The organism is Tenacibaculum crassostreae, assembly GCF_964512405.1.
Classification (GTDB): Bacteria; Bacteroidota; Bacteroidia; order Flavobacteriales; family Flavobacteriaceae; genus Polaribacter; species Polaribacter crassostreae.
On sequence record NZ_CAZELE010000003.1, the window covers coordinates 1 to 22,284 of the forward strand.

At 31.6% G+C, this 22,284-nt stretch carries 19 protein-coding genes; 8 read left to right on the plus strand and 11 right to left on the minus strand.

Annotated elements, in window-relative coordinates; translation table 11 throughout:
- Positions 1-305 precede the first annotated feature (305 nt).
- From ACKTST_RS02215 to clpX, 4 genes are all read left to right on the plus strand, one after another.
- Positions 306-653 (plus strand): phage holin family protein, encoded by a 348-nt coding sequence (locus ACKTST_RS02215; RefSeq protein ID WP_408046168.1) that lies wholly within the window; start codon positions 306-308, stop codon positions 651-653.
- A gap of 85 nt (positions 654-738) precedes the next feature.
- Entirely contained in the window at positions 739-2,061 is a 1,323-nt protein-coding gene (tig, locus tag ACKTST_RS02220; RefSeq protein WP_408046169.1) for a trigger factor, read from the plus strand.
- Positions 2,062-2,188: 127 nt separating this feature from the next.
- Complete coding sequence (clpP, locus tag ACKTST_RS02225; protein ID WP_408046170.1) at positions 2,189-2,848, plus strand: ATP-dependent Clp endopeptidase proteolytic subunit ClpP; 660 nt, start codon at positions 2,189-2,191, stop codon at positions 2,846-2,848.
- Positions 2,849-2,941: 93 nt separating this feature from the next.
- A complete protein-coding gene (gene clpX, locus ACKTST_RS02230; protein ID WP_408046171.1) occupies positions 2,942-4,180 on the plus strand; it encodes an ATP-dependent Clp protease ATP-binding subunit ClpX in 1,239 nt (412 codons plus the stop codon).
- A 72-nt stretch (positions 4,181-4,252) separates the two neighbouring features.
- On the opposite strand, the gene ACKTST_RS02235 is transcribed toward clpX, so the two are convergent.
- Positions 4,253-5,104, minus strand: coding sequence for a leucine-rich repeat domain-containing protein (locus tag ACKTST_RS02235; RefSeq protein WP_408046172.1), 852 nt, complete (start codon positions 5,102-5,104; stop codon positions 4,253-4,255).
- A gap of 131 nt (positions 5,105-5,235) precedes the next feature.
- On the opposite strand from ACKTST_RS02235, the gene dnaG reads away from it, so the two are divergent.
- Positions 5,236-7,245: a DNA primase gene (gene dnaG, locus ACKTST_RS02240; protein ID WP_408046173.1), complete on the plus strand. Its 2,010-nt coding sequence runs from the start codon at positions 5,236-5,238 to the stop codon at positions 7,243-7,245.
- Positions 7,246-7,461: 216 nt separating this feature from the next.
- Here the strand turns inward: dnaG and nadE are convergent, their stop codons facing one another.
- On the minus strand, positions 7,462-8,250 hold the full coding sequence (nadE, locus tag ACKTST_RS02245) for an NAD(+) synthase (RefSeq protein ID WP_408046174.1): 789 nt from the start codon (positions 8,248-8,250) through the stop codon (positions 7,462-7,464).
- 92 nt (positions 8,251-8,342) lie between these two features.
- Here nadE and gldB point away from each other — a divergent pair, with 92 nt between their 5' ends.
- Entirely contained in the window at positions 8,343-9,305 is a 963-nt protein-coding gene (gene gldB, locus ACKTST_RS02250; protein ID WP_408046175.1) for a gliding motility lipoprotein GldB, read from the plus strand.
- Positions 9,305-9,643: a gliding motility protein GldC gene (gldC, locus tag ACKTST_RS02255; protein ID WP_408046176.1), complete on the plus strand. Its 339-nt coding sequence runs from the start codon at positions 9,305-9,307 to the stop codon at positions 9,641-9,643. Before gldB ends, gldC begins: the two co-directional genes overlap by 1 nt.
- A 26-nt stretch (positions 9,644-9,669) precedes the next feature.
- On the opposite strand, the gene folK is transcribed toward gldC, so the two are convergent.
- The 6 genes from folK to tamL all read right to left on the minus strand — a co-directional run bounded on the left by folK (position 9,670) and on the right by tamL (position 18,508).
- A complete protein-coding gene (gene folK, locus ACKTST_RS02260; RefSeq protein WP_408046177.1) occupies positions 9,670-10,800 on the minus strand; it encodes a 2-amino-4-hydroxy-6-hydroxymethyldihydropteridine diphosphokinase in 1,131 nt (376 codons plus the stop codon).
- A gap of 377 nt (positions 10,801-11,177) precedes the next feature.
- Positions 11,178-13,418 (minus strand): polyribonucleotide nucleotidyltransferase, encoded by a 2,241-nt coding sequence (locus tag ACKTST_RS02265; protein ID WP_408046178.1) that lies wholly within the window; start codon positions 13,416-13,418, stop codon positions 11,178-11,180.
- 186 nt (positions 13,419-13,604) lie between these two features.
- A complete protein-coding gene (gene rpsO, locus ACKTST_RS02270; protein WP_028892389.1) occupies positions 13,605-13,874 on the minus strand; it encodes a 30S ribosomal protein S15 in 270 nt (89 codons plus the stop codon).
- Positions 13,875-14,015: 141 nt separating this feature from the next.
- Positions 14,016-14,873, minus strand: a complete 858-nt coding sequence (accD, locus tag ACKTST_RS02275; protein ID WP_408046179.1) for an acetyl-CoA carboxylase, carboxyltransferase subunit beta — start codon at positions 14,871-14,873, stop codon at positions 14,016-14,018.
- A 50-nt stretch (positions 14,874-14,923) separates the two neighbouring features.
- Positions 14,924-15,982 carry a class II fructose-bisphosphate aldolase gene (gene fbaA / locus ACKTST_RS02280; protein WP_408046180.1) on the minus strand — a complete coding sequence of 353 codons (1,059 nt, stop codon included), beginning with the start codon at positions 15,980-15,982 and terminating at the stop codon, positions 14,924-14,926.
- Positions 15,983-16,054: 72 nt separating this feature from the next.
- Complete coding sequence (gene tamL / locus ACKTST_RS02285) at positions 16,055-18,508, minus strand: translocation and assembly module lipoprotein TamL (RefSeq protein WP_408046181.1); 2,454 nt, start codon at positions 18,506-18,508, stop codon at positions 16,055-16,057.
- A 71-nt stretch (positions 18,509-18,579) separates the two neighbouring features.
- On the opposite strand from tamL, the gene ACKTST_RS02290 reads away from it, so the two are divergent.
- The gene (locus tag ACKTST_RS02290; RefSeq protein ID WP_408046182.1) at positions 18,580-19,314 is read left to right on the plus strand and encodes a TrmH family RNA methyltransferase; all 735 of its coding nucleotides are present in this window, start codon (positions 18,580-18,582) and stop codon (positions 19,312-19,314) included.
- On the opposite strand, the gene ACKTST_RS02295 is transcribed toward ACKTST_RS02290, so the two are convergent.
- The 3 genes from ACKTST_RS02295 to ACKTST_RS02305 form a co-directional block, all read right to left on the minus strand.
- A complete protein-coding gene (locus tag ACKTST_RS02295; protein ID WP_408046183.1) occupies positions 19,306-19,920 on the minus strand; it encodes a deoxynucleoside kinase in 615 nt (204 codons plus the stop codon). The genes ACKTST_RS02290 and ACKTST_RS02295 overlap by 9 nt on opposite strands.
- 91 nt (positions 19,921-20,011) lie before the next feature.
- Positions 20,012-20,689 carry a response regulator transcription factor gene (locus ACKTST_RS02300; protein WP_408046184.1) on the minus strand — a complete coding sequence of 226 codons (678 nt, stop codon included), beginning with the start codon at positions 20,687-20,689 and terminating at the stop codon, positions 20,012-20,014.
- Entirely contained in the window at positions 20,682-22,277 is a 1,596-nt protein-coding gene (locus ACKTST_RS02305) for a sensor histidine kinase (RefSeq protein ID WP_408046185.1), read from the minus strand. The genes ACKTST_RS02300 and ACKTST_RS02305 overlap by 8 nt, the downstream gene beginning before the upstream one ends.
- Between the last annotated feature and the right edge of the window lie 7 nt (positions 22,278-22,284).

Below are 22,284 nucleotides of genomic sequence, written 5' to 3' on the forward strand. Positions count from 1 at the left end.
ATAGAAAAGAAATAAAGATTATAAAAATAATTTTTTTCATGAGTGTTTTTTTTAATTATTGCTAACGGTTAAGATATCTGTCGTTTTAATGATTGATATCGTCCGATAGCGAAGTTATCGTTTTAAAGTTTAAGAATCAAACTAAATTTTAGCATAATCTGCCAAAATTTCCTGTTTTTCAATTTGGTACGGTTATCGTACAATATAATCCGTCATTGCGAGTGAAACGAAGCAACCTTTAAGGTTTACAAACAGAATTTTTTGATTGCCTTCATCTGTAATCACGATAATTAAAAACCAAATACATGAAAATATTTTTAAAATTATTACTAACCGCATTAGCGGTAATTGTATTAGCAAACATTTTACCAGGAGTACTTGTAACTAATTATGTAACCGCAGTTATTGTGGCGGTGGTAATTTCCTTGCTAAATATGTTTGTGCGTCCGTTATTGGTGTTTTTTACATTACCAGCAACCATAGTAACTTTAGGGTTGTTTTTATTTGTGATTAACGCGATAATTATATTGTTAGCGAGTAAGTTGGTCTCAGGTTTTGCTGTCAGCGGATTTTTCACAGCACTGTTGTTTAGTGTCTTATTATCAATATTTAGGTCGTTCTTATTCTCGCTATTAAAAGAAGATAAAAAATAACTGAAAACGAAAGAGTTAAACCTTTTGTAGAATAGTAAAAAAACACTAATTTTGCACCCGATTTTTTAAGAAACAGATTTTTAAGATGAATATTACAAAAGAAAACGTAGATGCATTAAATGCAGTTGTAAAAGTTGATATTGTTGCAGAAGATTATCAAGATAAAGTAACAAAAGTATTAAACGATTACCGTAAAACAGCGAACATTCCAGGATTTAGAAAAGGTCAAGTACCAATGGGAATGGTTAAAAAGCAGTACGGAAAATCAGTAATGATTGATGAGGTAAACAAGCTTTTACAAGAATCGTTAAACAAATTCTTAGTTGAAGAAAAGTTAGATATTTTAGGTAATCCTTTACCAAGAGTACAAGACGATTTTAATTGGGATGCTGATAAATTCTCTTTTGAGTTCGAGTTAGGATTAGCTCCTGAGTTCGATGTAAACTTACAGCCAAAAAACAAAGTAACGCAATACAACATTGTTGCTACTGATGAGTTAATCGAGAAAGAAGTAGAAAATATTCAATCTCGTTACGGAAAAATGTCTGCTAAAGAAGAAGCTACTGAAGAAACTAATGTAACTGGTACTTTCGTAAACGAAGAGAAAGAAATCAACAAAAAATCTACAATTTCTGTAAAAGATATTAAAGGAAAAACAAACTTAAAAAAGTTTGTAGGTGCTAAAGTAGGAGACGTTTTAGAGTTAAAAACTAAAAGCTTATTTGAAGACGAGCATAAGTTACAAGGAGCTTTAGGTGTGTCTCACGATGAGGTTCACGGTTTAGATATCGCTGTAACATTTACTATTGAAGAAATTACTGAAATAGAACCAGCAGAATTAGATCAAGAATTATTTGATAAGTTATTTGCTGACGGAAGCGTAAAAACTGTAACAGATTTAAAAAATAAAATTAAAGAAGACGCAGAAAAGCAATTCCAACAACAAGCAGATCAACAATTGTTAAACGCAATTACTGAAAACTTAGTAGAGAATACTAAATTTGATTTACCAGCTGAATTCTTACAAAAGTGGTTACAAACTGCTGGAGAAAAAGAATTAACTGCTGAAGAAGCTGTTGAAGAGTACAAAAAGTCTGAAAAAGGATTACGTTACCAATTAATCGAAGGAAAGATTATGAAAGATAACGATATCAAATTAGACTATGCTGAGTTAGTAGATTATGCTAAAGGATTTATCCGTGCGCAAATGGCTCAATTTGGTAACATGAACCCAGAAGAAAAAGAGTTAGAAGATATCGCTGGTAGAATCTTACAAAACCAAGACGAAGCTCGTCGTTTACAAGAGCAATTAATTTCTCAAAAATTATTAGCTTTTTATAAAGAAAACATGAGTTTTGATACAAAAGAAGTTTCTTTTGAAGACTTTATTAAAGAAGTTTACAAATAACAGTTTATAACTGATAAGAATAAAAAACCTGAATGTACATTCAGGTTTTTTTAGCCATAAACTGTAACAAAATACTAACGAAATAGTTCTTATATTTACATCTTTATAACCCAAAAACATTTTAAAAATGGATTACGGAAAAGAGTTCGAAAAATACGCAACTAAGCACCACGGAATAAATAGTAACTACTTGGGTAAAATAACAAGTAGCTTAACCCCATATATTATGGAAGAACGTCAAATGAACATTACTCAAATGGACGTTTTTTCTCGTTTAATGATGGATAGAATTATCTTTTTAGGTACAGGTATTAACGACCAAGTAGCTAATGTAATTCAAGCGCAATTATTATTCTTAGAAAGTGTTGATGCGTCTAAAGATATTTCAATTTATATCAATTCACCAGGAGGTGGGGTTTATGCTGGTTTAGGTATTTACGATACCATGCAGTTTATAAAACCAGATGTAGCAACTATTTGTACAGGTATGGCAGCATCAATGGGAGCAGTGTTAATGTGTGCAGGAGAAAAAGGAAAACGTTCAGCATTACCTCACTCTCGTATTATGATTCACCAGCCTTTAGGAGGTGCACAAGGACAAGCATCTGATATTGAAATTACAGCTCGTGAAATTTTAAAATTAAAAGATGAGTTGTATCAAATTATCGCTAACCATTCAGGGCAGCCATTTGATAAAGTACACCACGATTCAGACCGTGATTATTGGATGAAAGCCGATGAAGCGAAAGCTTACGGAATGGTAGATGAAATTTTAACTAGAAAATAGATTTTTATACGTCATTGCGAATGAAATGAAGTAATTTTTCAAGGTTACTTCGTCTATTTCTTTTCGTAATGACATCAGCAAAAAGCAAGAATAATGTCGAAAGAAGAAAATTTACAATGTTCCTTTTGTGGTCGTAAAAAACCTGAAACCGATTTATTAATCGCAGGTTTAGATGCTCATATATGTGATAAATGTATAGAGCAAGCCCATGGAATTGTAGAGGAGGAAATAGCTGAGGCTAAAACAAGTGATTTATCAAAAGACTTAACATTAAAAAAGCCGAAAGAAATCAAAGCTTTTTTAGATGAGTATATCATCGGTCAAGATGAAACTAAAAAAGCAATGTCGGTTGCTGTATATAATCACTACAAGAGGTTATTACAAACCAGAGGAGATGAAGATGAGGTTGAAATTGAAAAATCGAACATTGTTTTAGTAGGAGAGACAGGAACAGGTAAAACATTAGTGGCGCGTACTATTGCAAGAATGTTAAACGTACCATTTTCTATTGTAGATGCTACTGTTTTAACACAAGCAGGTTACGTAGGTGAAGATGTAGAAAGTATTTTAAGTCGCTTGTTACAAGCAGCTGATTACGATGTGGAAAAAGCTGAAAGAGGTATTGTGTTTATTGATGAAATAGATAAGATTGCTCGTAAAGGCGATAATCCGTCTATTACACGAGATGTTTCTGGTGAAGGTGTTCAACAAGCTTTGTTAAAGTTGTTAGAAGGTGCAGTGGTAAATGTGGCACCTAAAGGAGGAAGAAAGCATCCAGAGCAAAAGTTTATCGAGGTAAATACCAAAGATATTTTATTTATAGCAGGGGGAGCGTTTTCAGGAATTGACAGAATTATCAGTAAGCGTTTAAATATGCAAGCAGTGGGTTATAGTGCTTCTGTTGAGGAAGATAAAATAGATCAGGATAATTTATTACAATACATTACTCCGTTAGATTTAAAATCTTTTGGATTGATTCCTGAAATTATTGGTCGTTTACCAGTGTTGAGTTACATGAATCCGTTAGATGCAAAAACATTGCGTGCTATTTTAACAGAACCTAAAAATTCTATAATAAAGCAGTACACAAAATTGTTTGCTATGGATGATGTTGAGTTTTCAATAACTGAAGAAGCATTGCAATTTATTGTTGATAAAGCAATAGAATATAAATTAGGCGCACGTGGTTTACGCTCGTTATGTGAAGCAATTTTAACCGATGCAATGTTTGATATGCCTAGTTCTGATGAAAATGAATTTAAGGTAACTAAAGAATATGCTGAAGCTAAGTTGACAAAATCTGCATTAAAAAAATTAAGAGCAGCTTCTTAAGACTAAAAAAAAGTTTACTAAATAAAAAAGCCATCAATAATTTGATGGCTTTTTTATTATTATGTTACCTAATTATTGTGATTTAGGGGTGTTACTGTACTTAACAATCCAGTCGTTTAATTGCTCTTTGTCAATTTTATATTTATTGATAAGTTCTTCTTTTTTCTGTTGTAAAAACTTCTCGTATTCTAAAACTACCGATTGTTTTAAGCTTTCGTCGTACGTTTTAGGTTGCTCAGTAACAACTGTAGGTTTTTCTTCAGGAGTATTTTTTTCAATAACTTCACCAGCACTCGTTGCGTAGGTGGTGGTTTTGTCTTTAAACCATCCTTGAGGAATATTTGCTAGTTGCTCTTCACTAACAATAATTGTTTTAATCTTATTGCCTGTAACATCCATACTAACAAGGTTTGGGCAATTAGAAACATCTAAGGTAGTTAGTTTGTTAAAACTAGCATACAAACTTTCAAGATTTGAGTTTTCACCTAAAATTAATGTGTGAAGTTTATTATAATCACAACTAATATAATTTAGGTTCGGATTTTTACTCACATCTAAACGCTCAATTTTATTTTGGCTACAATTTAAAAAGCTTATAGACGAACTTTTCGATAAATCAATTTTAGTAATTTCATTATCGTAGCAATCCAAACGTTTAAGATTAGGAAAACTTTCTAAACCACTTAAATCCTTAATTTTTGAATATACATAAGGTAAGTCCTTATTGGTGATAGGATTGTCTACGTTTAAGTTTGTAACATATTCGGCATCACTAATGGTAATACTTCCGTTTAAACCGTTTGAGTCAATTTTTAAATTAACCAAACATTCTTCTAAGCCAATATCAGGAATTCGAATAGTTTCTTGCGAAAAAGCATTGAATGAAAGCAACAATGCAAAACAAAAAGGGGTAATTGTTTTCATTTAATAGGGGAATTTTTGCCAAAATTATATATTTATATCTTTTTAGCAAATTAAATATGTTAAGAGTTTTTTATAAGCAATAAAAAAGAACTTTTTAAAACTCCTATATTTGTTTGCTATTTAGATAAAGTATGATTACCCAACAAACCATTGATAAAGTTTTTGAAAGCGCCCGAGTAGAGGAGGTGATAGGAGAGTTTGTGCAGTTAAAAAAAGCGGGAAGTAACTTTAAAGGGTTAAGTCCGTTTACTGATGAGCGCACTCCGTCTTTTATGGTTTCGCCAGTAAAACAAATTTGGAAAGATTTTAGTACGGGTAAAGGTGGGAATGCGATTTCTTTTTTAATGGAACATGAGCATTATACGTATCCTGAAGCAATTCGATGGTTGGCAAATAAATACAATATCGAAATTGAAGAAACCGAGCAATCTGATGAGCAAAAAGAGCAGATGAATGAGCGAGAAAGTATGTTTTTGGTTTCAAAATTTGCCAAAGAATACTTTCACGATGTGTTAATGAATACTCAAAATGGTAGAGCAATTGGGTTGTCATATTTTAAAGAACGTGGATTTAGAGAAGACACAATTGAAAAATTCGATTTAGGATACTGTAAAGACGAATGGGATAATTTTACCAAAGCGGCGTTAGCTAAAGGTTTTGATTTAAAGTATCTAAAATCTACAGGACTTACCATTGTTAAAGAAGGAGGAACGGAAGATAAAATGTTCGATCGTTTTAAAGGTCGTGTTATGTTCCCAATTCACAGTATGTCTGGGCGTGTTTTAGGTTTTGGAGGTCGTATACTAACCAACGATAAAAAAGCAGCAAAATATCTTAATTCACCTGAGAGTGAAATTTATCATAAAAGTAAAATTCTCTACGGATTATATCAAGCAAAAAAAGAAATAGCCAAAGAAGATAATTGCTTTTTAGTTGAAGGATATACCGATGTAATTTCGTTTCACCAATCAGGAATAGAAAATGTAGTTGCTTCCTCAGGTACAGCATTAACACCCGATCAAATCCGACTAGTTAACCGTTTAACTAAAAATATTACAGTGCTTTTTGATGGTGATGCTGCTGGAATTAGAGCTTCACTTCGTGGAATTGATTTAATTCTTGAACAAGGAATGAACGTAAAAGTGGTTACATTCCCAGAAGGAGAAGATCCTGATAGTTTTGCAAAAGCACATTCAAATACCGAATTAAAGCAATATTTAGTAGATAAAGCACAAGATTTTATTGAGTTTAAAGTGTCTTTATTGATGGAAGAAGCTGCGAATGATCCTGTAAAAAAAGCAGGTTTAATTCGTGATATTGTTACTAGTATTTCTAAAATCCCTGACGGAATTCAGCGAGAAGTATACGTGCAAGAATGTGCACGCATCATGGATATTTCTGAACGTGTTTTGTTTAGTGAATTGGCGCAATTGCTTAAAAAAGGAGCTGTTACTAATAAAAGAACAAATGCTGGTCAGGATTTAAATCAACCACCTCCAGAATATTTTTATGAGCAAGAGCAAGCTTCGATGGAGCTTGTAAAAGGAGGTAATGGAAAACTACAAAAAAGCATCAACCAATTAAATATTCTTGAAAAAGAAATTATTAGAATTTTGTTGTTGTATGGTAATGAGATTGTTGATTTTATCAATTGGGTTGAGGTTGTTGATGAACGAGGTAGAGTAGTTTTAGAGAAAGATGAATACCAAAATTCAGTTTCTAATGAGTTGTATTTAAATTTACAAGAAGATGAAATTGAATTTACCAATGATATTTTCAGGTTAACTTATTATGAATTGATTCATCAATTAAATCAAAATGAAAAAATTAGTGTAGATCATTTGGTGATGCATGAAAATCCTCAAATATCAAACTTAGTAACCAATATTTTGATGGATGAAGAAAAGTACAATTTAAGTGATTGGGAACGAAAAGAAGTTTTTGTTACCGAAACAGTAAAAGTACTTCCTAAATTGGTTTCTGATGCGATACTAAACTTACGTAGAGTTTTAATTGAAGAGAAAATCAAAGAAATTATGAGTGAGAGTCAAGAGCAGAATGCGACTCCAAATTTAGAAGAAATTGCTAATTATACTGGGCTTAAAAAGCGACTTTTTGAGAAATTAAACCGTGTAGTTTAATACTTAACTCTTAGTATTTTTTATTTTTTTATTGTTTTTTGGTGACAAATTTGTAATTTTAGTGTCGAAAAGAACTAGAAAAACTATTGAATAATGAGAAAATTGCTTCAAATACTTGAGCTAATAAGATTGCTTATTTTATTACCATTTCAAATTTCTAACGGACAAAAAAAACACGCTTATCAAAAAGTTAAGCGACAAATGATGTCTGTAAACCTACTTTAATTCTTTAGGAATTTCACAGATTGGTATCGGAACCATTTTATGCTGATTAATTCGGTTAAGGCGAGTGTATATTTTATACACTTCTAACTCTCTACCTGAAAAATCAGCTGTAGTTTTACCAGCGTCTTGCATTTTCATAGCCCATTCAAGCTCATCGTATGAAGCTCCAATTTGATCTTCATCAGTTCTACTATCTCCAAATAACCCGTCGGTAGGTTGCGCTTTTTGAATAGAAGCTGGTACTTCTAAATACTTTGCTAATTCATATACTTCCGACTTTACCAAATCTGCAATAGGACTTAAATCAACACCGCCATCACCATATTTTGTAAAGAAACCAACTCCAAAATCTTCTACTTTATTTCCAGTTCCAGCAACTAATAAACCGTGTAATCCTGCAAAATAATACAAAGTAGTCATACGTAAGCGAGCACGAGTGTTGGCTAAAGCTAAATCAACTTTTGCTGAGGTTTCTATTTGAGGAACAACAGTTTTAAAATCCTCAAAAGTAGAGGTTAGGTTCACTTCTACTTCATTAACATTACTAAAACGTTCTCTTAATTGTTTAATATGCTCGTTAGCTCTGTTTACTTGACTTGCAGCTTGGTGAATAGGTAGCTCAACACACAAAGTAGGTAACCCCGTTTTTGCACATAAAGTTGAGGTAACTGCACTGTCTATACCTCCAGAAATACCTACAACAAAACCATTTACTTTGGCGTTTGTAGCGTATTCTTTTAACCAATTTACAATATGTTCAGCAACTTTAGGAGTGTTCATTTTTAAGATATTTTAAGAGTTTATCGTTAAGCGATAAAAACTAATTTAGTAATTTCGACGTTGTAATTTAGAACGTAAATATACTAAAGTTCATGAGAATAATTTTAGCACTAGTTATCTTAGTTTTTATAAACGCTTCGTGTAAGAATGAAGAAAATAATAAATTAGATGTTGATGTTTCTAGTATCGATGTAAGTATTGAAATAGACCGTTTTGATGTTGATTTTTATACTACGAAACCAGAAGAGCTTTTTAAGACAAAAGAAAAGTATCCGATGCTTTTTCCGCCTCAACCAGATAGTGTTTGGGTGAATAAAATCAACAACAAAGATGAACAAGAATTATTTATAGAAACACAAAAAGTTTTTACTGACATTTCTGACGAAAAGGAACAGTTAACCTCTTTGTTTAAGCATGTAACATATTATAATCCGAAGTTTGTGAGTCCTAAGGTAATTACTATGTTAACAAATATCGATTATAATAACAGAATTGTTTATACTGATAGTTTATTGCTTATTTCTTTAGATGCTTATTTAGGAAGCAAGCATGAATTTTATAACGAATATCCTGCTTATGTAAAACAAAACAACACTAAAAATCATATTGTTGTTGATGTAGCAAAAGCTATTGTAGGAAAGCAGATGCTACCTAATAGAGCTAGAAGTTTTGTAGATAAAATGATATATCGAGGTAAAAAAATGTATTTGTTAGATGCTTACTTGCCTCAAATTCCTGATGCATTTAAAATAGGGTATTCTCAAAAAAAACTAGACTGGGCTAAGGGCAATGAAGAACAAATTTGGAGGTTTTTTATAGAAAAAGATTTGTTGTATAACACAGGAAAAGATGTTGATAAACGTTTTTTAGATTTAGCTCCTTTTTCTAAGTTTTATATAGAAGAAGATAGTCAATCACCAGGAAGAATAGGAGAGTGGATTGGTTGGCAAATTGTACGCTCATATATGCAAAAGAATGATGTATCTTTGCATCAATTATTACAAACAAATGAAGAGGAAATCTTCAAAAAATCAGGATACAAACCAAAGAGATAATGGCGGTTAAACATACATCAGAAATTACATTTAAAGTAGGATTAGACGAAAACAGAATTCCAGAGCAAATTTCATGGAATGCAGAAGATGGAGGTATAAATAATGAACCTTCAAAAGCAATTATGTTATCTGTTTGGGACCACAAACAAAAAGATACTTTACGAATGGATTTATGGACGAAAGATATGCCTGTAGACGAGATGAAGCAGTTTTTTCATCAAACCTTAGTATCTATGGCAAATTCATTTGAGAGAGCAACGAATGATGAAAAGATGAGTGCAACAATGCGTGATTTTTGCGATTACTTTGCTGAAAAGCTTGAGTTAATTCAGAAATAAAAAAAGCAGCTTAAAAGCTGCTTTTTTTATGCGTTGTAATTTTTTATTTTATTGATGATTGTTTCATAATCATCAGGATTATTTACAAAATCCATTTCAGAAACATCAATAATTAAAATATTCAAATCGGGTTGAGTTTTGATGAAATTACTATATCCATCATGAATTTTTTGTAAGTAACTAGCCTCTATATTTTGCTCGTATTCACGTCCGCGTTTTTTTATGTTTTCTAACAAACGTTCTGTGTTTTGATACAAATACACGTATAAGTCGGGTTTTGTAATTTCTTTGTACATCAAATCAAACATTTTTCTGTACAGTTTATATTCGTCACTATGTAGCGTTACTTGTGCAAAAATTAGTGATTTAAAAATATAATAATCTGAAACAATAAAGTTTTTAAACAAATCGAATTGTGCTAAGTCGTCTGATAACTGCTGATAACGATCTGCTAAAAAACTCATTTCCAAAGGAAATGCATAGCGCTCATTATCGTTGTAAAATTTTGGTAAAAACGGATTGTCAGCAAAACGTTCTAAAACAATTTTTGCATTAAATTCGTCAGACATCATATTAGCCAAAGATGTTTTTCCTGCACCAATATTGCCTTCAATAGCTATGTAATTATACTTTTCGGTAATAGGGATAGGTCTTTTTAAATTCTTGTCAATTTTGGTGATTTCAGTAGAATCAGAACAATTTTCTAAACAGATGTATAGATGTTTTTTTTCTATTGGATGAATTACATTACGTGCGATCTCAACCAAAGGAACTAAGGCAAATTTACGCTCTAACATCCTTGGGTGAGGAACAATTAAAGTTTTTGAAAAAATAATTTCATCATCAAATAATAAAACATCCAAGTCAATTACTCTATCAGAATACCCGTCTACATTTTTTCTAGTTCTACCTAATTCTTTTTCAATTGAGAGAAGCTTTACAATTAATTGCTCAGGCGGTAAATAGGTAGAAACTTTTATACAAGTGTTATAAAAATTATCACTTTCAAACCCCCATGAAGCTGTTTCATAAACCGAAGCCACTTTTAAAACTGCACCCACTTTATCTGCAATTAAATTAATTGCTTGTTGCATGTTTTCAAGTTTGTTTCCTTGGTTGGTACCTATTGAAATGTATGTGATTCGTTGTATTTTCATGAGTAGAATGCAAAGAAAAATAAAACTTAAAAAACATACGTCAAAAAAAAGATTTTTTATTTTAATTTTTTTTCAAAAAAAGGTAGGGTGTTTTGTGTTTGAACTGTTTTAGTTTTGGATTTCTTTATAGAGTAAGATTTTTATATGATTATTGGGGAATGATCTAAAACAACAACTCTAAGTTGATAAGGCTACTAATTTTAGTAGCCTTTCTTTTTTTAGTAGGGTAAATACTAACTAGATTGTTTTATTATTGAAAAATTAGTTATTGGATTGAAATTGAAATTTCGTTTAAGAAAAAGAATGATGTTTAAAAGATTTTAATCACAAAAAAAGGCAACCATTTGGTTGCCTTTTTATTTATAAATAAAAGAATTTTAAGATTCTTTATTTTCTTGTCTTGGTTTTCTATCGTCGCGACGATTATCACGATTACGATTGTCTCCACGTCCTCTATTGTCTTTATTGTTGTCTCTAGGTGGTCTAGCTACATAACCTTCAGGTTTTGGTAATAAAGCTTTACGAGATACTTTTTCTTTGCGAGTTTTAGGATCTACACCAAAGTATTTTACATCAATAACATCGCCAATATTTACAACATCGGTAACATTATTTGTGCGTTCCCAAGCTAATTCGCTAACGTGTAATAAAACTTCGTTTCCAGGAGCTTCTGTATATTCTACAACAGCACCAAAATCTAATAACTTTATTACTTTTACTTCGTAAACAGAACCTTTTTCAGGTTTAAACATCATAGACTCAATACGAGCGATTACTTTGTCAATTCCTTCTTGGTTTGTTCCTAAAATTTCAACAATTCCTTCTTCAGTAACAGGGTCTTCGTTAATAACGATTGTAGTTTCTGTTTCTTTTTGTAATTCTTGAATGTGTTTTCCTCCAGGACCAATAAAGGCACCAATTAAATCATTAGGAATTATTCTAGTAACCATCTTAGGAGCATGTGGCTTCACATCTGCATTTGGAGTAGCAATAGTGTCAGTTAATTTCTCTAAGATGTGTAAACGACCATCACGAGCTTGTTTTAAGGCTTTTACTAAGATTTCATATGATAATCCTTTAATCTTAATGTCCATTTGACAAGCAGTGATACCATCAGCAGTACCAGTTACTTTAAAATCCATATCTCCTAAGTGATCTTCATCACCTAAAATATCAGATAATACTGCATAACGATCACCGTCAGAAATTAATCCCATTGCAATACCAGAAACTGGTTTTTTCATTTGAACACCAGCATCCATTAATGCCATAGTACCAGAACAAACTGTAGCCATTGAAGAAGATCCGTTAGATTCTAATACTTCAGAAACCACACGAACTGTGTAAGGGCAATCTGCAGGAATCATTCCTTTTAAAGCTCTTTGAGCTAAGTTTCCGTGTCCAATTTCACGACGAGAAGTTCCTCTTAAAGGACGAGCTTCACCTGTTGAAAAAGGAGGGAAGTTATAGTGTAAATAGAATTTTTCTTCACCTTGTATAGTAGGAGAATCTATCATGTTAGCATCTCTAGAGGTACCTAAAGTAACTGTAGCTAATGCTTGAGTTTCACCACGTGTAAAGATTGAAGAACCATGAGTTCTTGGTAAATAATCTACTTCACACCAAATAGGTCTAATATCGGTAGTTGTACGTCCGTCTAAACGTAAACCTTCATTTAACGTTAAGTCTCTAACCGCAGCTTTATGTGCTTTTCCGAAGTATTTTCCAACTAAATCTCCATATTCCTCTAACTCTTCTTCGGTGAACATTGCGATAACTTCATCTTTTACTTCAGAAAAAGCTAAACCTCTTTCTTGTTTTGAAGTTCCTTTTTTAGCAATATCATAACACTTTTGATAAGCAGCATCGTGAATTCTTTGAGCTAATTCTTCATTTGTGTTTTCAGCTTCATACTCACGTATTTCTTTTTTACCGAAAGCTTCTGCTAAAGCGATTTGAGCATCACATTGCACTTTAATCGCATCGTGAGCAACTTTAATTGCATCTGCCATTTCTTCTTCAGAAACTTCATCCATTTCACCCTCAACCATGGCAACGAAATCTTTAGAAGCTCCAACCATTAAATCCATATCCGCTTCTGCTAATTGAGTTGCGCTTGGGTTAATGATAAATTCACCGTTAATACGAGCTACACGTACTTCAGAAATTGGTGCCTCAAAAGGAATGTCTGATAATTGAATTGCTGCTGATGCTGCTAAACCTGCTAAGGCATCAGGCATTACATTTTCATCGTGAGACATTAATTGGATCATCACTTGAGTTTCTGCGTGATAATCTTTTGGGAATAATGGACGTAATACACGGTCAACCAAACGCATGGTTAAAATTTCTTCATTTGAAGGACGTGCTTCACGCTTCATAAATCCACCTGGATAACGACCAGCAGCAGCAAATTTTTCACGATAATCTACTGTTAATGGTAAAAAGTCAATACCAGGATTTGCAGTTCTTGCTGATACAACTGTTGCTAATAACATTGTATCTCCCATTCTTACAACAACAGAACCATCTGCTTGTTTCGCTAATTTTCCTGTTTCTAATGTGATGGTTCTTCCATCTCCAAGTTCTATGACTTGGTTAAATACTTTTGGAATCATAAATTAATTCTTCTAAATTTTTAATTCGTTTTGTTTGTTGTTGTGTTGTTGCTGTTCCAATGGAAAATCAAAATTAGAATACCTAATTTTGAGTTTTTTATATATAAATTTCTGTTTGTTAGTCAGAAATGAATTTTATGTAAAAATAAAAAAGAGGCACGTTTATAGAGCCTCTTTTTTGTAGAATTATTTTCTAATTCCTAATTCTTTAATAATCGCACGGTATCTGTTGATTTCTTTTTTCTTTAGATAATCTAACAAGCTTCTACGCTTACCTACCATTTTTACTAATGAACGCTCAGTGTTAAAATCTTTACGATTTCTTTTTAAGTGCTCAGTTAAGTGGTTAATTCTGTGCGTGAATAACGCGATTTGTCCTTCAGCAGTACCAGTATCATTTGCTCCTTTACCGTGTTTTGCGAAGATTTGTTCTTTAACTTCTTTTGTTAAATACATGCCAATATTATTTAAATGATTATTATGTACTCAATGCTTTTACATTGAAGTTGCAAATGTACAATTATTTTTTTGATTGATAACTTGTAAATTATCTAAAATAATACAAAGCAAAAAAGCTAGCAAACGCTAGCTTTTTTGTTATGCTCTTACAGGTTGGTTTTGTATTAAATCTAAATACAAGTTTACCTGTTTTTTTAAGTTTTTTCGCTCGTAAATTGCATCTAGGAAACCGTGCTCTAATAAAAATTCTGAACGTTGGAAGCCTTCTGGTAGATCTTTACCTGTGGTGTCTTTAACTACACGAGGTCCTGCAAAGGCAATTAATGCATTTGGTTCAGCGATATTGATGTCTCCTAACATCGCAAAAGAAGCGGTAGTTCCTCCTGTAGTAGGATCGGTACATAAAGAAATGTATGGTACTTTAGAATCTGCTAATTGAGCTAGTTTAGCTGAAGTTTTTGCTAATTGCATTAACGATAAAGAAGCTTCTTGCATACGTGCACCTCCAGATTTTGAAATCATCAAAAAAGGAATTTTGTTTTGAATTGAATAATCAATAGCGCGTGCTATTTTTTCTCCAACCACACTTCCCATTGATCCACCGATAAAAGCAAAATCCATAGAAGCAATAACTAAATCTTTTCCGTTTGATTTACCAACGGCAGTACGAACTGCATCTTTTAAACTGGTTTTCTTTTGAGCTTCTTTTAAACGATCTGGATACTTTTTAGTGTCTTCAAACTTTAAAGGATCTTTAGCAGCTAATTTAGCGTCTAACTCTTTAAACTTATTATCGTCAAAAAATATTTCGAAATATTCTCTACTTCCTATGCGTACGTGGTACCCATCTTCAGGACTTACGTAAAGGTTTTTCTTTAGTTCGTCAGTGTCAATTATCTTTCCACTTGGGGTTTTATACCACAAGCCTTTTGGTGTGTCTTTCTTTTCTTCTGTAGGGGTTTGAATCCCTTTGTCTGTACGTTTAAACCAAGCCATAATTTAGTCTTTTAATCTTTAGTTGTTTGGTTTTTCTTTTTCAAAGAATATTATAGTGTATTTACATTGTTTAAATCTTCAAAAGCTTTCTTTAATCGAGCTTTAAAAGTTAATTCTCCTTCGCGTAACCATTTACGAGGGTCGTAATGTTTTTTGTTAGGAACATCATCTCCTTCTGGGTTACCGATTTGAGATTGCAAATATGCAGATTTTTCTTTCATGTAATCGCGAACACCTTCGGTAAATGCATATTGTAAATCGGTGTCGATATTCATTTTGATGACTCCGTAACTAATTGCTTCACGAATTTCTTCTAATGTAGAACCTGATCCTCCATGGAAAACAAAATCAATTGTATTGTGAGGAACATTGTATTTTTCAGAAATGTATTCTTGAGAATTTTTTAAGATTTTTGGAGTTAGTTTTACATTTCCTGGTTTGTAAACTCCGTGTACATTACCAAAAGCAGCAGCGATAGTAAATTGGTCGCTTACTTTCATTAACTCTTCATAAGCGTAAGCTACTTCTTCTGGTTGTGTATATAATTTAGAAACATCTACATCAGAATTGTCAACTCCATCTTCTTCACCTCCGGTAATTCCTAATTCAATTTCTAAAGTCATACCCATTTTACTCATACGAGCTAAATATTCTTTACAGATTTCAATGTTTTCTTCAAGTGGTTCTTCACTTAAGTCGATCATGTGAGAACTGTATAAAGGTTTTCCTGTTTCAGCAAAATGTTTTTCGCTGGCATCTAATAAACCATCAATCCAAGGTAATAATTTTTTAGCAGCATGGTCGGTATGCAAAATTACAGGAACGCCATAAGCTTCAGCTAATAAATGAATATGTTTTGCACCTGCAACTCCACCAGCAATAGCAGCTTTTTCATTTTCGTTTGATAATCCTTTTCCTGCATTGAATTGAGCTCCTCCATTTGAGAACTGAATAATTACAGGTGAGTTAAGTTCTTTGGCAGCTTCTAAAACAGTGTTAACTGTGTTTGATCCAACAACGTTAACAGCCGGTAAAGCAAAACCTTTTTGCTTAGCTAGTTTAAAAATCTCTTGAACTTCCTTTCCGGTGGCAACTCCAGGTTTAATCATTTTATAGTTTTTTAGTGGTGTGTTACATAAATTACGGAACAAATCTACACATTTTTAACAGAAAGTAGCTTGTTAAAATGGGTAATTAATTCCAATATTTAAGACCGAGTTAGCAAAATTGAAGTTTTGAAACCATCGGTTATCTGATAGGTAAGGTTCGTGTGCTTTAAAGCCTAAATCTAATCGAGCAATTAAAAATTTAAAGTCATATCGTAAACCAAAACCAGCACCAACTGCGATATCCTGTAACGATTTAAAACCATTAAACTTAGCAGGGTCATCTACAAATTCTGAATTTGTGATATCCCAAATATTTCCTGCATCTACAAAAAGAGCAGATTTTAAAGATCCGAAAACATCAAATCTATATTCAAAACTAGTTAAAAACTTTAAACTTCCAATATTGTATTCAAGTACAGGTTGTCTTGTGCCTGGACCTAAATCGTAAGTTCTCCATGCTCTTATATCATTTGATCCTCCTGCAAAATAGCTTCGTGAAAAAGGAATATCAGAATTGTTATAAGTGAATATAGCTCCTAAAAAAGTTCTGTGAGCAAGAACATTATTATCGCCTAATTTCCAATACTTTTTGTATTCAATGTCTGTTTTGAAGTATTGAGCAACAGGTATTTCAAATACAGTACTTTGACCTAAACTGTTTTTCTTTTTAGATAGAAGTCCCATAACATTTCCAGAATTTGCAATTCTAAATCTTAAAAAAGAAAAACTTTGATCTTTAATACTTTCTTGATTGTTGTATGTGTAACTGTAAGCGATTTCAGGAATTAAGAAATCTGAAGTAACAATGTTAAATCTGTTTAAAATATTAAGTACACTTTGATATTCATTAGGATTTGAAGCTGCAAAAGAATTATCAGACAAAACTTCTCTCATAAAACTTACAATTCCGTTGAAATTTTCAGCAGTATTGTTTGGTAAATTTCTTGGAGGATCGAAAGCTTCTGCAACTTGGTTTAATTTTCGGTATTCAGAGTTGTAAATTGAAAAATAATTATCAACATTTAAGTTTCTAATATATTGAGCGTTTAACAACTCAAGCTGAATTGACTTTTTGCTATCAAAATCCCATTTATAATCTACACCAACCGAAATATTTTGTTTGTCTAAACCAATGTTTTTTTGAAATCCTATCCCAGAATAAAACTTTGTACGCGGAAACATTCTTTTTGGAACCAATTTATGAAGCCCGAATGGAGCCATAAAGCGTGGTACTTCTAAAGAAATATCAGAACCAACTTCCCAACCAGGACCATTGTTTGAAGTGAAGTATGAACCAAAAGTTGAAAATTTAAAAATTTCCATTCCTTTAAAAGTGTTTCTGTTGGTTAATGAGAATTTTAAAGAAACATCAAAATTACGAATGTTAGAACGAGATAATTCCGACTCAAAACCTAAGGTGTACTTTTCAATAGGAGTTAAATAGATATTGGCTTCCAATTCGTCTTCGCTTAGTTCATTATATCGTATAGAAGTAGCTTTGAAATTTTTTAATCCCCTTAAATGAAGACGTGTTAAGTTTCTAAGCGAGTCTGTGTAAACATCGTTTGGTCTAATAAATAGTGACTGAGATAAATATTTTGGATTGTATTTTAGTTTGTTATGTGCGTAAAAGTTAATTCCTTCGTAGTTAGTAGTGTCTTTATGAACAGAATTTCTTTTGTTATAAGTGTAGTCTGTAAAAACGTTTACTTTTTTGATTTTTTGAATTTGAAAAGGAATAGCTCTATCTGAAATATTTATATCAACTTTTGATGTTTGGTAGTTTTTTAATGTGTCAATAGCAAAAGAAATGTAGTTTTCATTGAAGTGGTATATTCCTTTGTTTCTAAAAAGTTTTACAAGTCTATTTGCTTCTTTTATAAAGTTGTTATCCTTATAATGATCTTCAGATTTTATAAAGCTCTTTTCTTTTGTCGATTGATATAAAGAATCTAAAACTGGTGAAGTAATAAAGGTTTTTATAGTGTCTAAAAAAGAGGGGTTACCTTTAGAAACATAATAACTTATGGCTCCTTTTTTCTTTCCAATAGTGTCTTTTTTAGAAAATACTTCAGCTCTAAAATATCCCTCCGTTATATAGTATGCTTTAAGATTGTCTACAGTTCTTTTAGTCTTTTTATCATCAATAATTACAGGAGCTTCACCACTATTTAAAAACCAATTATTAAAACCAATAAAGGTTTTAGCGACCGAAATACTTTGTTTTTCAGAAAAAACATCAGCAAAAAAGTTGTAGGTTTTTGGGTTTTTCTTACCCCATTCACTCGGAGTTTTTGGAGCATCAGGATTTCCTAAGTTGTAAAAATATAAAGATAAAGGCATCCCCAAAGCCTTAGCGTTAGGACGTTGCATCAACAATTCAGAAATGTTTTCGCTAGAGTTTTTTACACTATCAATATAAACAGTGTTTTTCGCTAGCAATAACTCGTTTTCTTTAACATATTTAATCGTACTACACGAACTGAATAAGACTACTAATAAAAAGAAGAAAGAAAGTTTTTTCATTAACTTTACGCCTCGTATTAAGAATCAAAAATACTATTTTTTAGTGGTTTTAGAGTGTTAAAAATAATTTAATGAGTTTATCTAAAAGCAACATAAAACTTATAACTAGTTTGCAGCAAAAAAAGTATCGACAAAAGCATAAATTATTTGTTGCTGAAGGTATAAAAGTTGTAAATGAATTATTGGCATCATTTTTAGAAGTTGAACAATTATTTATTACAGATGAAGAATTTGACTTACCCTTAACACATGCTGTAACTTTGATTTCTGAAAGTGAATTGAAAAAAATAAGCACGCTAAAAAGTCCGAATAAGGTTTTAGGCTTGTTTAAAATTCCTGAAGAACTAGAAATCAATCAAGATGGTTTTATTGTGGCTTTAGACGGAGTTAATGACCCTGGTAATTTAGGAACCATCATTCGTTTATGTGATTGGTTTGGTGTAACGGAATTGATTTGTTCTAAGAATACGGTTGATTGTTATAATCAAAAAGTGGTGCAATCTACTATGGGGTCTTTAACTAGAGTAAATATTTCATATGTAGATTTACAAGAGTTTTTATCAAATAGTAAGCTGCCTGTTTTTACAGCAGATATGGATGGTGAAAATGTGTACTCTACATCGTTACCACAAAAAGCTATTTTAGTAATGGGTAATGAAGCTAATGGTATTTCACCTGAAATTGCTGAAACAGTAAAATACGCATTAACAATCCCAAGGTTTGGTGATTTACAACAAACTGAGAGTTTAAATGTAGCAACTGCTACAGCTATTTTATTAAGTGAATTTAAAAGAGGATTAAAATAATCCGTTTATTTGAGAATCTATTCTGTCGATAATATAGCCTAAGTCTTCTTGATTATCAACAAAATCTAAATTATCAACATCAATAATTAATAATTTTCCTTTGTTGTAAGTGCTTATCCAAGCTTCGTAGCGTTCGTTCAACCTGCTTAAATAATCAATACTAATAGAGTTTTCATATTCTCTACCACGTTTGTGAATTTGACCAACCAAAGTAGAAATATCAGCACGTAAATAAATAAGTAGGTCTGGTGGAGTTACTAAATTTTCCATCAATTCAAATAACGAAGAATAATTACTGAAATCTCTATTCGTCATCAAGCCCATAGCGTGTAAGTTAGGAGCGAAAATATGAGCGTCTTCGTAAATGGTTCTGTCTTGAATTATTTTTTTACCTGATTGACGCAATTCTAATACTTGACGGAAACGACTGTTTAAGAAATAAACTTGAAGATTGAAAGACCAACGCTCCATTTCACCATAAAAATCATCTAAGTATGGGTTTTCATCTACAGATTCGAAATGAGGTTCCCAGTTATAGTGTTTTGCTAATAATTTGGTTAGTGTGGTTTTTCCTGCTCCAATGTTTCCGGCAATAGCTACGTGCATAATTATTTGTGTAATAATGGTTTTTAATATCACTGGCGTTGCCAGATCAAGGACGGTAAAATTACACAAAAAAAGGAATTCAGAAGCAAGTTTAACAAATCAATTTATATCCGTAACCTCTAACGTTTATAATTTGAATATTTTCATCATTTTTTAGTTTTTTTCTAAGTTTAGAAATAAACACATCCATACTTCTAGCATTAAAAAAATCGTCATCGCCCCACAATTTGTTTAGTATAAAAGTTCTGTCTAAAACCTCGTTTTTTTGTTGAGATAAATAAAATAACAATTCAGATTCTCGGTGGGTTAGCAATTCTTCATTGTTGTTTAATTGTAATAGCTGTTTGGTGTGATTAAAAATGTAATTGCCAATTTTTATATTTTCATTGTTTTTTTTCAAACTAATTCTATCTAACAAAGCATGAATACGAACGATTAATTCTTCCATAGAAAACGGTTTTTTTAAATAGTCGTTTCCGCCATGTTCAAAACCTTCAACTACATCTTTGGGTTGCGATTTTGCAGTTAAAAATATAATAGGAATGTGTTTGTTTTCTTGTCGTATTTCTTTAGCTAAAGTAAATCCGTCTTTTTTAGGCATCATCACATCAAGCACCAATATATCTGGAGAATTGCCTTTATAAACTTTATAAGCTTCTTCACCATTTTGAGCATGATATACTTCAAAGTTTCTAGTTTCTAAACTTTCTTTTACGATTTGTCCTAAACTTGGTTCGTCTTCGGCTAATAAAACTTTTATATTATTCATGATTCAAAACAATTTTAAACAGAGTGTTATTGGGTTTTGAGGTTAACGAGATAGAACCTCCGTGTTTTTCAATAATCTTCTTAGTGTAATATAAACCGATACCAAATCCTTTAACATCGTGTGTATTTCCTTTAGGAATTCGATAGAATTTATCAAATATTTTTTCTTGTTGATTTTTATCAATTCCTTTTCCGTTATCTGCAACGGTAATTTCAATATGATTTAAAACTTGATTAACGTGTACTTCAATTGTATTTCCGCCATATTTTATAGCATTGTCAAGCAGGTTAGATATTGCGTTTTCAAAATGAAAAGCATCAATATTTACAGCTATTTGAGCTTTGTTAGTAGAAAAATGAATTATTTTTTCTGAATTGGTAAATTGATGTTTTTTAGTGTTACTTTCAATAAGTTCAACTAAATTTATTGCTTCTTTTTTTAGTAGTAATTTTTCACTGTCTAGTGTTGCAGTTTCTAATAGTTTTTCAACCATTAAGTGTAACTTTTCAATTTGAACAGATGACATTGAAATGTATTTCTTTGTCTTTTCCTTATCATCAATAGCATTAAAATTGTTTATGGCTTCTAATGCAGTAGATACAGTTGTTATAGGAGTTTTAAATTCGTGTGTAATATTACTGATTAAATCATTTTTAATTTCTGCCAACTCTTTTTGTTGATTGATGATTTTTAACAAATAAAACAAACTAGATACAACTGCAATTGATAACAGCAATGAAAGTAAAATCCCAGTTAAGCTTCGTTTTAGAATTTCATAAGTGGGGTTTGTATATTCAATAAAAACCTGTTCATTTTCTTTTAAATAGGTTGGGTTTGCTTTACTTTTTAGGAAAACAATATCTCTATAAATGTTTTTAGAAGAGTTGAATAAAGAATCACCTTTAAAATGATTTATGTTAAAATCGGTTTTAATTTTTTTAGTGACAAGTTGTGTTTTTAAAATAGAGTCTAGTTGATTCAGTTTTAACGAATCATTTTGAATCGAAATAATTATAGTATTTAGGTTTTTTATAAGTTTTAAACTGTCAGAAGCTTTTTTACCATGAAAAACTTGAACTTCTTCAATGTGATTTGGGGAGTTAAAGTGTACACCGTGTTTTTTGTCGTTGCCAAACTGAGTTATCTGCTTTATTTTGAACTCAGGTTTTAATGTGTCTGATTTTAACTGTTTTTTAGTGTCTGCAACAATTTTTTGAAAGAAAATAGAGTCCATTTCTTTAAAATCACGATCACTATTAGTATTAAAACTTAAGGATGTAATATTTACTTCTTGTTTATGCTCTATTGAGTCGTTACTTCGTTTTTCATTTGAAAAAATAGAGTTCCAAATGTTAATATCATTTTTCTGAGGTAAAGAGTCGGATTTAACTATCGTAAAAAAGTTTTTCTTAGTTAACTCAGAAAAATAAATTTCTACAGCATCATCTAAACTTTGTTGAATTTCATTAATAACACGTTGCTTGTTTTGTTGGTAGTTCTTGTAGTTCCAATACAACTGAATGGCAATAGTTGCCATAATAGTAGTGCTGATTAAATATAAAACCCAACGATATTTTTGCGTATTCATACTTCAA

What these genes read in the sequence shown, in the direction of transcription:
- ACKTST_RS02215 (WP_408046168.1), top strand. Translation starts at nt 306, where the DNA reads ATGAAAATATTTTTAAAATTATTACTAACCGCATTAGCGGTAATTGTA.
- tig (WP_408046169.1), top strand. Translation starts at nt 739, where the DNA reads ATGAATATTACAAAAGAAAACGTAGATGCATTAAATGCAGTTGTAAAA.
- clpP (WP_408046170.1), top strand. Translation starts at nt 2,189, where the DNA reads ATGGATTACGGAAAAGAGTTCGAAAAATACGCAACTAAGCACCACGGA.
- clpX (WP_408046171.1), top strand. Translation starts at nt 2,942, where the DNA reads ATGTCGAAAGAAGAAAATTTACAATGTTCCTTTTGTGGTCGTAAAAAA.
- ACKTST_RS02235 (WP_408046172.1), bottom strand. Translation starts at nt 5,104, where the DNA reads ATGAAAACAATTACCCCTTTTTGTTTTGCATTGTTGCTTTCATTCAAT.
- dnaG (WP_408046173.1), top strand. Translation starts at nt 5,236, where the DNA reads ATGATTACCCAACAAACCATTGATAAAGTTTTTGAAAGCGCCCGAGTA.
- nadE (WP_408046174.1), bottom strand. Translation starts at nt 8,250, where the DNA reads ATGAACACTCCTAAAGTTGCTGAACATATTGTAAATTGGTTAAAAGAA.
- gldB (WP_408046175.1), top strand. Translation starts at nt 8,343, where the DNA reads ATGAGAATAATTTTAGCACTAGTTATCTTAGTTTTTATAAACGCTTCG.
- gldC (WP_408046176.1), top strand. Translation starts at nt 9,305, where the DNA reads ATGGCGGTTAAACATACATCAGAAATTACATTTAAAGTAGGATTAGAC.
- folK (WP_408046177.1), bottom strand. Translation starts at nt 10,800, where the DNA reads ATGAAAATACAACGAATCACATACATTTCAATAGGTACCAACCAAGGA.
- ACKTST_RS02265 (WP_408046178.1), bottom strand. Translation starts at nt 13,418, where the DNA reads ATGATTCCAAAAGTATTTAACCAAGTCATAGAACTTGGAGATGGAAGA.
- rpsO (WP_028892389.1), bottom strand. Translation starts at nt 13,874, where the DNA reads ATGTATTTAACAAAAGAAGTTAAAGAACAAATCTTCGCAAAACACGGT.
- accD (WP_408046179.1), bottom strand. Translation starts at nt 14,873, where the DNA reads ATGGCTTGGTTTAAACGTACAGACAAAGGGATTCAAACCCCTACAGAA.
- fbaA (WP_408046180.1), bottom strand. Translation starts at nt 15,982, where the DNA reads ATGATTAAACCTGGAGTTGCCACCGGAAAGGAAGTTCAAGAGATTTTT.
- tamL (WP_408046181.1), bottom strand. Translation starts at nt 18,508, where the DNA reads ATGAAAAAACTTTCTTTCTTCTTTTTATTAGTAGTCTTATTCAGTTCG.
- ACKTST_RS02290 (WP_408046182.1), top strand. Translation starts at nt 18,580, where the DNA reads ATGAGTTTATCTAAAAGCAACATAAAACTTATAACTAGTTTGCAGCAA.
- ACKTST_RS02295 (WP_408046183.1), bottom strand. Translation starts at nt 19,920, where the DNA reads ATGCACGTAGCTATTGCCGGAAACATTGGAGCAGGAAAAACCACACTA.
- ACKTST_RS02300 (WP_408046184.1), bottom strand. Translation starts at nt 20,689, where the DNA reads ATGAATAATATAAAAGTTTTATTAGCCGAAGACGAACCAAGTTTAGGA.
- ACKTST_RS02305 (WP_408046185.1), bottom strand. Translation starts at nt 22,277, where the DNA reads ATGAATACGCAAAAATATCGTTGGGTTTTATATTTAATCAGCACTACT.